Genomic DNA, 11,599 nt, shown 5'->3' on the forward strand with positions numbered 1-11,599 from the left:
ATACCGTGAAGAACAGCATCCGACGGGCCGCAGGCGCCGCCTCCCTCGTCCTCATCGCCGGAGTCGCCCTCAGCGCGTGCAGCGCACAGGGAGCGGGCGACGACTCGTCGAAGTCGCTCACCCTCTGGGACAGCTTCACCCAGTACGACGCGTCCTCCCCCTACGGCCAGCTCCTGGCCGGCTGCGAGGCCTCGACCGGGATCACCCTCGAGCGCACCTCCGACCCCGACCTCACCACCAAGCTCCTGCAGTCGGCCGCGTCGAAGACCACGCCGAACCTGGTCGTCCTCGACAACCCCAACGTCGCGAAGTTCGCCGACACCGGCCTGCTCGTCGACAACGCCGCCTCCGGGCTCGACACCAGCGACGTCCTCCCGAACGTGCTCGCCGCCGGCCAGCTGGACGGGAAGACCTACGGCTCGTCGATCGGCTCGAACACCCTCGCGCTCTTCTACAACAAGGCGCTCTTCGAGGCAGCAGGCGTCACTCCGCCGACGACCTGGGACGAGCTGACCACCGCCGCGAAGGCCCTCACCGCGGGCGACGTCACCGGGATCGGCTTCTCCGCGATCGGCACCGAGGAGGGCACCTTCCAGTTCCTGCCCTTCTTCTGGGGCTCCGGTGCGACCCTCGAGGACATCTCCTCCGACGACGCCGTCTCGGCGCTCGCACTCTGGACCGACCTGGTGAAGAGCGGCTCGGCCTCGCAGGCGAACGTCAACGCCAACCAGCAGGACGTCCGCGACCAGTTCCTCGCGGGCAAGCTCGGGATGATGGTCAACGGCACCTGGCAGCTCTCCGCCCTCGACGAGGCGGGCATCGACTACGGCGTCGTGCCGATCCCGGCGAAGGACGGGGGAGCGGCACCGAGCCCGCTCGGCGGCGAGTTCGTCGAGGTGGTCGCCTCCGACGCCGCGAAGCAGACGCTCGCCACGGAGTTCGCGCAGTGCGTCATCCAGCCCGACAGCCTGAAGGCCTGGGCGGCCGGCCAGTCGTACATCATGCCGTACGCCGACGCGGCCGCCGAGCAGGCGACCGAGGACCCCGCGCTCCAGCCGTGGGTGGAGGCCATCTCGGTCGCGCAGGGACGCACCAGCGACCTCGGCGTCGCCTACCCGGACACCTCGAAGGCGCTCTGGACCGCGATCCAGGAGTCGCTGACCGGCTCGAAGACGCCGCAGGCGGCCCTCGACGACGCCGCGGCGAGCCTGAAGTAGCGGCCGCATGACCGACCCCGCCGTGCTCACGGCGCCGGTCGCGGGCGGGGCGGCCACCAGGCCGCCCGCCCGCCGCCGACCCCGCTCCCACCTCCGCCTCGCCGCTGCCGCCTTCATGGCGCCCGTGGTGATCTTCCTCGCCGTCTTCTTCGTCTACCCGATCATCCGCGGCGTCGTCCTTAGCCTCCAGGACTTCGGACCTTCGTCCTTCGTGACCGGGATCGCCCCCTTCGTCGGCTTCGACAACTACGTCACGGTCGTCACCGATCCGATCTTCGCGAGCATCGCCTGGCACACCGTGGTCTTCACCGTGGTCTCGCTGGTGGGCCAGTTCACGATCGGCATGGCCCTGGCGCTGTTCTTCAGCCGCCGGTTCCCGCTCTCGGCGACGTTCCGCTCCCTCATCCTGCTGCCGTGGCTCCTGCCGCTGATCGTCTCGGCGACGGCCTGGCGCTGGATCTTCGACCAGCAGTTCGGCATCCTGAACGCCGCGATCGGCACGCCGGTCGGCTGGCTGACCGATCCGTCCGTCTCGCTGTGGGCGGTCATCATCGCCAACATCTGGCTGGGCATCCCGTTCAACATGGTGCTGCTGCACGGAGGCCTGCAGGGCATCCCCGAGAGCCTCTACGAGGCCGCGGCACTGGACGGCGCCTCGCGCTGGCGGTCCTTCTGGAGCATCACCTGGCCGCTGCTGCGACCGGTGACCTCCGTCACGCTCCTCCTCGGCCTCGTCTACACGATCAAGGTGTTCGACGTCATCTGGATCCTCACCAAGGGAGGCCCGGCCAACAGCTCGCACACCCTGGCGACGTGGGCCTACGAGCAGTCCTTCACCGACCTGCAGTTCGGAGTCGGAGCGGCGGCCGGCCAGATCCTCGTGATCGTCGCCCTCGTCTTCGGCGTGATCTACATCCGCGCCCAGCGCAAGGAGGACCTCGGATGAACCGGCACACCACAGGGCTGCGCCGCGGGATCGACGTGGTCATCGCGATCGTGCTCTGCGGCTTCCTCCTCTTCCCGCTCTACTGGATGGTCAACGTCTCGCTGACCAAGCCGCAGAACCTGATCCAGACCCCGCCGAGCCTGTTCCCCGGCGACCCGACGCTCGACGGGTACGTGCAGGCGTTCTCGACGCAGCTGCCGAACCTCATCACGAGCCTCGTGATCTCGATCGGCTGCGTGATCCTGACGCTGGCGATCGCCCTGCCCGCCGCCTTCGCGATGGCGAAGTTCCGGGTGCGGGGGACCGGCGTCGTGATGTTCGTGTTCCTCCTCGCCCAGATGATCCCCGGGATCGTCCTGGTCACCGCGCTGTTCGCGATCTACAACGCGCTGGGGCTGCTCAACACCTATCCGGGCCTGATCCTCGCCGACGCGACCGCCTCCGTGCCGTTCGCGGTGATCATCCTCCGGGCCTTCATGCTCGGCATCCCCGACGAGCTGATCGAGGCCGCGCGGATCGACGGTGCGAGCAACTGGCGCTCCTTCGTCTCGATCGTCATCCCGCTGAGCCGGAACTCGATCGTGACCGCGGGCCTGTTCTCGTTCCTGTTCGCCTGGGCCGACTTCCTCAACGCGAACTCGCTCACCTCGGGCAACAGCATCGTGCCGTTCACCCTCGGCCTCTACCGCTACATCGGATCGACCACCACCAACTGGAACGGGATCATGGCGACCGCCGTGATCGCCTCCATCCCGGCCGCCGTGCTGCTGATCGTTGCCCAGCGCTACGTCGCCGCCGGGGTCACCGCCGGCGCGGTCAAGGACTGAGCGCCGTGCCCGACTCGAGGAAGCAGGAGCACATGGACACCGACGCGTTCGCGCTCGAGGGGGACCGCCTCGTCTGGCGCGGCGACGGCGAGACCGTCGTCGTCGAGCCGTGGGGGAGGGACAGCGTCCGGGTCCGCGCCCGCCGGTCCGGGGAGGTCCTCGACACCGACTGGGCGCTGATCGCCCCCGAGCGCCACGCGCCGGAGGTCTCGATCGAGGGACCGCGGGCGACGCTGCGCGCCGGCGGCATCACCGTCGTCCTCGAGCAGCAGGAGGGCTACGGGTACCAGACCGGCTACCACGAGCTCTCCTGCTCCCTCTCCTTCTACGACCGTCGGGGGGAGCTGCTCTTCCGGGAGCTCGGGAGCGGGGGAGCGCTCAAGCTGCGCGCCCGCGAGCAGCGTCCGCACCTGGGCGGCGACTTCCGACTGACCGCGCTGTTCGAGACGTCCCCCGACGAGAAGCTGTACGGGATGGGGCAGTACCAGCAGGACATCCTCGATCTGAAGGGCTGCACGCTCGAGCTCGCGCACCGCAACTCCCAGTCGAGCGTCCCGTTCGTGCTGTCGAGCCGCGGCTACGGCTTCCTCTGGCACAACCCCGCGATCGGCCGCGCGACCTTCGCGGCCAACCGCACGGAGTGGTCCGCCGAGTCCTCCCAGCAGCTCGACTACTGGGTGACCGCGGGGGAGACCCCGGCCGACATCACCCGGGCCTACGCCGACGCGACCGGGCACGTCCCGATGATGCCCGAGCACGGCCTCGGCTTCTGGCAGTGCAAGCTGCGCTACTGGAACCAGGAGCAGCTGCTCGAGGTCGCCCGCGAGCACCGGCGCCGCGGCCTGCCGATGGACGTGATCGTGGCCGACTTCTTCCACTGGCCGCACATGGGCGACTTCCGCTTCGAGGAGGAGTTCTGGCCGGATCCGTCCGCCATGGTCGCCGAGCTGCGCGAGCTCGGGATCGAGCTGATGGTCTCGGTCTGGCCGCAGGTGTCGGTCGAGTCCGAGAACTACATCGCGATGAAGAAGGGGAACCTCCTCGTCAAGGCCGAGCGGGGCCTGGACCTGCACATGCAGTTCGAGGGTCCGAGCGCGTTCTACGACGCGACGAGCCCCGCCGCCCGGAGGTTCGTCTGGGAGGCGTGCCGGCGCAACTACGGCGAGCACGGGATCCGGCTCTTCTGGCTCGACGAGGCCGAGCCCGAGTACGGCGTCTACGACTTCGATAACTACCGCTACGCCGCCGGCCCCGCCGTCCAGGTCGGCAACCTCTACCCGCAGGCGTTCTCCCGCGGCTTCTTCGAGGGGCAGAGCGAGGGCGGGGAGACCGCGATCGTCAACCTCGTCCGCACCGCGTGGGCGGGCAGCCAGCGCTACGGTGCGCTCGTGTGGTCGGGCGACATCCACTCGACCTTCGCGGACCTGCGCCACCAGATCACGGCCGGCATCCACATGGGCGTCGCGGGGATCCCGTGGTTCACGACCGACATCGGAGGATTCGCCGGGGGAGACCCGTCGGATCCGGAGTTCCGTGAGCTCCTCGTGCGCTGGTTCCAGTTCGGCGCGTTCAGCCCGGTGATGCGCCTCCACGGCGACCGCGCGCCGTCGGCCCCGGTCACGGCCGCCGACGGGACCCGCCGCGCCGCGACCGGAGCCGCGAACGAGGTGTGGAGCTTCGGCGAGGAGGCCACGCCGATCCTCACCCGCCTGCTGCATCTGCGCGAGACCCTGCGCCCCTACACGCGCGAGGCGATGCGGGAGGCGCACGAGCTGGGCCAGCCCGTGCTGCGCGCGGTGTTCCACGAGTTCCCGGGGGACCCGGAGGCCTGGGATCTGGCCGACCAGTACCTCTTCGGCTCGGACCTGCTGGTGGCTCCGGTCACGCACGCCGGAGCCGTCTCCCGACGGGTCTACCTGCCCGCCGGGGCGCGCTGGACGGAGCTCTCGACGGGCGCCGAGCACGAGGGCGGGCAGTGGATCGTCGCCGACGCGCCCCTGGCCGTCATCCCGGTCTTCGCGCGCGACGGTCGGCAGGCGCACCTCGTCGGGCAGCTCTGAGCGGAGGCTCCCCGCTGACCGGAGGGTTCCGTCGCGAGGAGCGCCCCCGCGTCAGCCCGTCCCCGCGAGCCAGAAGTCGACCGCGTCGGGGGACGGGCGCCCGGCGACCCGGACGACGTCGCCGAACTCGAGCACGCTGTCCGGATCCTCCTGGAGGGCCGGCCACCGCTCGCGGCCGGCGGCGTCCGGATCGCCGTGGGAGACGAACGCGAGCCAGCGCGCGGTCATCTCCTGCTCGAGCCGGCGGTCGACGTCCGTGTAGTCGGCGTCGCCGTCCGCCCCGAGGTTCCCGTACGCGTACATCACCTCGGCGCCGTGGTACGCGCCGAACCGCTCGAGTCCGCTCTCCGGGGGAGTGCGCGTGAAGATGTAGGCGTGGACGCCCGCCCGCCCGGTCCGGGCGGCCGTCAGCGCCCAGAGCCGCATCGGGGCGGTCATCGTCCGGTCGCTGTCGGCGCGCAGCCGGGAGTCGACGACCTGGTCCTCGACGGCACCCGGGTACAGCGCGAGGAATCGGTCCGCGTCGTCTCCGTGCTCCCGGCGCACCTCCTGCTCGTAGGCGTCCGGATCCGGGTCGACGCCTCCCAGCAGATCGAGCGAGGTCTCGTCGGAGTTGCTGCCGAGCAGGAGGGGGACGTCGTTCTGCCGACCGGCCTCGTAGACGGCGAGCGGCGTGTCGGGGAGGACGACGCTGTCGATCGAGGGCCACCAGTGTTGCGAGAGGCCAGCGGCGGCCGCGACGATGCGCTCGGCCGGCAGGGCTCTCATCTCGGCGAGGCTCGCCCCGCCGAGGGCCTCGCTCAGGCGCGCAGCCGCCTCCCGTGCGGTGGCGGCGTCGTCGTAGAGGTCGCCGGCCTCGCGGTCTCCCGCCGACCCCAGGCATCCTCCGCTCTCGCCGATGATCCCGTGGAGGAGGCCGGCCGCGAGGGGCGAGGCCCCGAGGATGCAGGCGCTGCCGGAGCCGGCGGACTGGCCGGCGACCGTCACCCGCCCCGGGTCCCCGCCGAAAGCGGCGATGTTGTCCTGCACCCACTGCAGAGCGGCGACCTGGTCGAGCAGTCCCTGGTTTCCCGGGGTGCCGCCGCCGAGCACATCACCGGCGAGGAAACCGAGGACGCCCAGACGGTAGGCGACGGTGACGACCACCGCGCCCCGGGAGGCGAGCGCCGCGCCGTCGTAGGCGGGGAGGGCGCCGGACCCCGAGACGAACGCGCCGCCGTGGAGGTAGACGAGGACCGGGCTGGAGTCGCCCGCCCCGCCGGCCGGCGTCCAGATGTTCAGGCGGAGGCTGTCCTCGTCCGTCGCGTACCCGCCGAGGAGCGTCTCCTCCAGCGGCAGGTCGAGCACGCGGGTCGCCGCTCGGGAGAGGAACGTCGGCTCCGGCTGAACGGCGGAGGAGCCGAAGTCGTCGGCCACGAGGGTCGCCGACCGCTGCGGGGCCGCGCGGGGCGCCTCCCAGCGCAGCGGGCCGACCGGGGGAGCGGCGTAGGGGATCCCCGCGAAGGCGTCGACCCCGGCCGCGGCGTCGTGCACGCCGACGACGTCGCCCTGCCGGGTCGTGACCGGGGCGGTGTGCGGACCGGCGAGCGTCCGCGTCGCCGGGAGAGGACCCGCGGCGAGGGCGACGGCTCCGACGAGCCCTGCGGACGCGACCCAGGCCGCCGTACGCAGCATCCAGTGCCGGTGCCGCCAGCTCCTCGAGACGGCCGCGATCAGGACCGCGGCCGCCGCGACGACGAGCCACCCCCACCACTCCACCCGGTTCAGCCAGGCGAGGACCGCCCCGTTGAGCACGACGGTCGCGGTCGGCAGCCACGGGGACCGTCGCCGTCGAGGTTCGGGCGTTCCAGTTCTCGATACGGTATGCATTGGAAACGAAACGTACTGAAAAGGCCCATCCAGCGCAAGGATCCGAATAGGCTGGGGGCGTGGTCACAGGTGAGCAGGCTCCGGTCCGGCGGAGGAGCGAGACGCGACGACGTCTCCTCGCCGCGGCCGCCGAGCTCTTCGAGAGCACGGGCACCATCGGCCAGCGCGTCGAGGACATCTGCGCGCAGGCGGGCTTCACCCGCGGCGCGTTCTACTCGAACTTCGCCGGTGTCGACCAGCTCTTCCTCGCACTCCACGAGGAGCAGGCCGCGAGAGTGTGGGGGAGCCTGCAGGAGGCCCTCGACGTCCAGCTGCAGGAGGAGCACCGCGCGGCGACCCTCGACGGCGCCGTACGCTCCCTCCTCGACGCGCTCCCGTCCAGCCGCGAGTGGTTCTCCCTGCGGTCGGTGCTCCTGGCACGCGCTGCCGCGGACCCGGAGTTCGCCGAGCGGATGATGATCGACGACGACCGCGTCTCGCGCGAGCTGGGCGAGCGCTTCGCCGCCCTCGCCGCCGTGCACGGCCGCGTCCCCTCCGTCGAGTCCGCCGTCCTGGCGAAGGGGGTCGTCGCGGCGCACGTCGGATCGGTGAGCCAGTGGCCCGTGGACACCAGCGCCGCGCTCACGCAGCGCCTGGTCGTCGCCGCAGTGATCCGAGGTCTCACCGCTGAAGCGCCCGGTCTGTCACCGGAGTTCGACGGCGACCGGTGACATCCTGTCGCAGGAGCGATGAGGGGAGCCGATCGCCATCCTGCCGACCGGGGCTTCGGTCGAACTGACATAACGTCGATCATCGGCGCTACCCGGTTCCCGAAGAGCTACTGAGCAGCGGCTCGGACTAAGACACTCAGCGAAGATTGTTGAGGGTCTCGGTCAACAGCTCTTCTTCAAGACTGGAATCGGTAATTTCTTTCGGTGCCCCCGCCTGGCGCAACGCATTCATCAGCCCTGCTGCAATTCGACGTCGACCGTCAGACGTATCTAAGTCTACGTAGCCGACGTAGCCCACTGCCTTGCCTAGCGAGTACAGTGTTGCCATCCGCGTTTGCTTGGTTCTGGCGCCCAGAAGGACGTTTCTGGCCACCATCTGCTTTTCGAGCGTGCCAGCACTAATGTTTGATGGTCCCGGAATCGCCAGCGTACGAACGTGTGATAGTTCGCCTTTCGCGGCCGCGCTTTTGGGAAATAAATGGTCCACGTGGAACTTCACCTCCTTAAGATTCCCGGTTGGCCAGTATTTTTCTATGAACCGTTCGTATAGGGACCGGTAGTCCTGACGAAAAGGCGCTACCCAAAGTTCGGGTGCCCATGAATTCCTGTCGGGCTTCCAGACAAACACCTCGGTTTCGGGTTCATTGCAAAAAGGAAGGAGTTGACCGTGGCGACGTTGAGTCTGTTTCCCGTTAGTCCCGAGGATATTGTCAATGCTAGCGATCCCGATCCACGCCGAGTTCGAAGGCCAATCGGCCAGTTGTTCCATCAGCGTATGGTGCTGCTCGGTCATCCATGCAGGCCAGGGAGTGGGCGGCAGTGCGTCGTAGGACATGTTCAAACGTTAGTTGAAGGAGACACTCGAGCCCGTCGGGTGCTGTTGGAGCGAGTTGTCCTGCCTGCCGTGCCGCGGCGACGGGGGTTTGCACGGCGTCGCGTCCACCTTTGCACGACGACGGCCTCCGGCCGGTGCGGGGCGACCGTGTCAGGTGTCTTCGGGTGGCTGGTTGTCTGGCGGGAAGAACGAAGGGGGAGGTGGGGTGTAGGGCAATGGTTCGCCGGCCTTATTCTCATCGAGGGAGAGCGCGTAGGGGCCGGTGGCGGAGAGCAGCATCGCCATCTGCCGGTCGCAGTGGCTGATCCACCAGTCGCTCATCCCGGACCCGCCGTCGAGGCGAGCCTTCTCCCACAAACGCCACAGCGCCTCGATGCGCGAGGCCGCCTCCTCGCTCTTCCACCACGCGGCCTGCCACCGGAAATTGGCCCGGTTGGGCCGACCGACCGGGCGGCGGTAGTGGTAGCGCAGATGCTTACGAACGAACTCATCCTCCGACGCATAGAACAGCGTTGGCTTCGCCTCCTCACCGGCCCCCACTTCGTCTGCCTCAACGTCGACAGTGCCGGCCTCGTCGTCATCAAAGTCATAGCCGGCGGCGGTCACGATCGCCCTCCCGGCTCGTGCGCCTTGATCGACGCCTTAATGGCCGCGGCGGTCTCTTTCGCTCCCTGATACCACGGCACCGTGCGCAGCAGCACGGCGCGGTTACCGGAGGAGAACATCACCGCACGCCCGCGGGGCATGTCGGCCAGCTCCTGCACTTCGAGGATCTTCTCTCGCTTTAACGACGAGGACGTGGAGCGCACGCCTCTGTTCATGCTGACCGAAGTCGTCTCGCGGTCGTAGGTGCCGATCAGGTCCGACATCTCCCCCAGGAACGCGGGCTCGGAGACGCCGCCCGCGTAGACCTTCACGTTGGACGCGGACCAGAGCTTCCGCATCCAGCCCTGCCCGAACACGGCGATGCCTTGGCTGTAGGACTGGAAGACGCTCATTATCGGGATTCCTCGAGAACCGAAGTGGCTGTAGAGGTCGGGAAGGTCGGTCCACCGGCACACGTTCGCCGCTTCATCCAGCAGCCCCAGCAGCGGCGTTTGCAGCCGCCCACCGGGCGAGTTCGCGGCCAGCTCCTCCGCCGCCTCGATCGTGGCCGCGGTGAGCGCGGTGACGAGCGGGCCGGCGGTGCCGGCACCTTCCTTGGAAAGGCTGTAGAGGGTGCCGGTACCGTTCACGAACTCGTGCGGGTTGAACTCTGGTCGCGGCGAAAGCGGCGAAGGGTCCGGGTTCACCCACCGTTCGATGCCGGTGTTCTTCAAGCACGCGGCCATCCGCTCCGCCGAGGAGTAGATGCTGTCGCGCTGCTTGTCCACCATCCGCTGCACGGAGGTGACACCATCCGCCATCCGCCGGTACCCGGATGCCTCCAGGTACTCCAGGTGCTCGGTGCGCGTGACGTCAGAGAGCCAGTCGTACACGTCCGTGATCGGCCGGTTCCCGACCGCGGCCGCGAGCAGCAGGCCCGCGAGGAGGTCTTTACCCTTGCCCTCGAAGTACGGATCGGTCTTCGAGCCCGCCGCGGTCGTCCCGGAGGAGAAGTGCTCTGCGAGCTTCGCGGCCTTGGTGTCGTCGGTGACGTAGGAGAGCGGGTTCCACCACCAGGTCGGCTCCTCCAACGCGACGCGCTGAGGGTCGAACACCCACACGTCCCCGGCCTGCGCGCGCAGGTCCCGGGTCGCGTCGAGCACATCGCGCTTGTTCGACGTCGTGACCACAGCGCCCGGAGCGGCGGTGATCGCGGGAATGACCAGCGACGTCGACTTACCCACGCGAGGACCGGCGATCAGAATCATCATGTCCTCGAACGACGCGAACAACGTCCGCCCGCCGAGCATCATCCGCCCCATCGGGACGCCCGCATTCTTCGGCACACCCAGACGCGCCGACTTCACCAACGACTGCTTCTCCTGCATCCCCGTCATCTGCTTCGGAGTAGCCATGTAGCGAGCCGCGTGATCCACGCTCGTGCGACCCTTCGCCTCCATCGCGCGCAGCCACAGCAGCCACACCCCGATCAGGACGAGAGCGCCGGCGAACACCGCGGCGATCGTCGTCCCCGAGCTGGGCCAGGAATAGGTGCCCTTGCGCAGGCCCTCGATCATCGCGAACGGGTCTGCCGGGATTCCAGCATTAACGCCATCCATATCGGAGCCAACCTTCATCGATACCGCGAAGCCGACGATCGCGATGATGGCCGCGACCGCCGACAGGAGAATCAGCGTCTCGTTGCCGGCTTTCCCGGGCTCGCGTCGGCGGTTGTTCATCGTCGCGGTCATGGTGCAGCTCCTTCGATCGGTGCGGTGGTGGTGAGGGTCGGCGCTACAGGAATCACGCGCTGCACCGTCGCGGTGAATGCGAGCGTCGCGGCCGTGGCCACGAGGACCGCGACAGCCAGGAGTCCGGCAATCGCGCCGGCCTGACCACGCGGACCCCAGAGCTGCGCGGTCCGGTGCGAGCGGCGGTTACGACGTCACCAGCTCTGCCAGCGGTACCGGCGCCGGCAGGAACCGGCGTGGCTCGCACCGTTCGTAGATCGGGCCGTCGTAGCGCGGAGTCGGGTCGCCGGGCGCGGCCTCGCGGCTCGTGCCCCAGGTGAGGACGGCCTGCCCGGCGTCGACGTATTCGCAGGGCAGGTCCGTCATGTGGAACGAGTGGGGTGCGTCGTGGTCATCGAGCAGCCCCAGAGGTAGCCGTCGTAGACGACCGTCGACGTGCAGCTCATGCGATTACCCGGTCCCATTGGTCCCAGGCGACGAAGCCCGCCAGGAGGGCGATCCCGGTCCAGCAGCCCGTGAGAAGGAACCGATCGCGCTCCGCCGCCCCCTGACCGCGGGCGGCGATCACGCTGACGATCGCGGCGCCGGCCGAGCCGAGCGCAACGCAGCTCGCGCCGAGGGCGACGAGGACGCTCACGGCAGGATCTCCACCATGACCGGATCGGTCGCCAGCGGCTCGTTCGCGCGTCCGGCGCGGGAGGTGGTGTGCCAGAGCTTGTTGGTGTCGTTGACGTCCTTCTCCGCCGCGGTCAGGTGGACGCGGACGGGGATGCCGGGACGGCCGCCCACCTTGATCAGG

11 protein-coding genes are annotated in these 11,599 nt (G+C 69.2%); 5 read left to right on the forward strand and 6 right to left on the reverse strand.

Going from position 1 to position 11,599, the window contains the following annotated elements; genetic code table 11:
• The first annotated feature begins 5 nt into the window (after window positions 1-5).
• The 4 genes from C5D36_RS15075 to C5D36_RS15090 are packed head-to-tail and all read left to right on the forward strand — an operon-like array spanning window position 6 to window position 5,050.
• On the forward strand, window positions 6-1,217 hold the full coding sequence (locus C5D36_RS15075) for an extracellular solute-binding protein (RefSeq protein ID WP_104296166.1): 1,212 nt from the start codon (window positions 6-8) through the stop codon (window positions 1,215-1,217).
• Between the two features lie 7 nt (window positions 1,218-1,224).
• Window positions 1,225-2,163: a carbohydrate ABC transporter permease gene (locus C5D36_RS15080; RefSeq protein ID WP_104225253.1), complete on the forward strand. Its 939-nt coding sequence runs from the start codon at window positions 1,225-1,227 to the stop codon at window positions 2,161-2,163.
• Window positions 2,160-2,990, forward strand: a complete 831-nt coding sequence (locus C5D36_RS15085) for a carbohydrate ABC transporter permease (protein WP_104222044.1) — start codon at window positions 2,160-2,162, stop codon at window positions 2,988-2,990. The genes C5D36_RS15080 and C5D36_RS15085 overlap by 4 nt, the downstream gene beginning before the upstream one ends.
• A 32-nt stretch (window positions 2,991-3,022) precedes the next feature.
• Window positions 3,023-5,050 (forward strand): TIM-barrel domain-containing protein, encoded by a 2,028-nt coding sequence (locus C5D36_RS15090; RefSeq protein ID WP_104246851.1) that lies wholly within the window; start codon window positions 3,023-3,025, stop codon window positions 5,048-5,050.
• A 51-nt stretch (window positions 5,051-5,101) separates the two neighbouring features.
• Here the strand turns inward: C5D36_RS15090 and C5D36_RS15095 are convergent, their stop codons facing one another.
• A complete protein-coding gene (locus tag C5D36_RS15095; protein ID WP_219812609.1) occupies window positions 5,102-6,844 on the reverse strand; it encodes a carboxylesterase/lipase family protein in 1,743 nt (580 codons plus the stop codon).
• A gap of 134 nt (window positions 6,845-6,978) precedes the next feature.
• Between C5D36_RS15095 and C5D36_RS15100 the strand changes: the two genes are divergently transcribed.
• A complete protein-coding gene (locus tag C5D36_RS15100) occupies window positions 6,979-7,629 on the forward strand; it encodes a TetR/AcrR family transcriptional regulator (protein ID WP_104296168.1) in 651 nt (216 codons plus the stop codon).
• 136 nt (window positions 7,630-7,765) lie between these two features.
• On the opposite strand, the gene C5D36_RS16675 is transcribed toward C5D36_RS15100, so the two are convergent.
• From C5D36_RS16675 to C5D36_RS15120, 5 genes are all read right to left on the reverse strand, one after another.
• The gene (locus C5D36_RS16675; protein WP_146083753.1) at window positions 7,766-8,464 is read right to left on the reverse strand and encodes a hypothetical protein; all 699 of its coding nucleotides are present in this window, start codon (window positions 8,462-8,464) and stop codon (window positions 7,766-7,768) included.
• Between the two features lie 150 nt (window positions 8,465-8,614).
• A complete protein-coding gene (locus C5D36_RS15105; protein WP_258062959.1) occupies window positions 8,615-9,070 on the reverse strand; it encodes a DUF4913 domain-containing protein in 456 nt (151 codons plus the stop codon).
• On the reverse strand, window positions 9,067-10,800 hold the full coding sequence (locus C5D36_RS15110; protein WP_104296169.1) for a type IV secretory system conjugative DNA transfer family protein: 1,734 nt from the start codon (window positions 10,798-10,800) through the stop codon (window positions 9,067-9,069). The genes C5D36_RS15105 and C5D36_RS15110 overlap by 4 nt, the downstream gene beginning before the upstream one ends.
• A 186-nt stretch (window positions 10,801-10,986) precedes the next feature.
• Complete coding sequence (locus C5D36_RS15115) at window positions 10,987-11,166, reverse strand: hypothetical protein (protein ID WP_104296170.1); 180 nt, start codon at window positions 11,164-11,166, stop codon at window positions 10,987-10,989.
• Window positions 11,167-11,242: 76 nt separating this feature from the next.
• Window positions 11,243-11,437, reverse strand: a complete 195-nt coding sequence (locus tag C5D36_RS15120; RefSeq protein WP_104296171.1) for a hypothetical protein — start codon at window positions 11,435-11,437, stop codon at window positions 11,243-11,245.
• Window positions 11,438-11,599 lie beyond the last annotated feature (162 nt).

This window comes from Rathayibacter sp. AY1C6 (assembly GCF_002931535.1).
Classification (GTDB): Bacteria; Actinomycetota; Actinomycetes; order Actinomycetales; family Microbacteriaceae; genus Rathayibacter.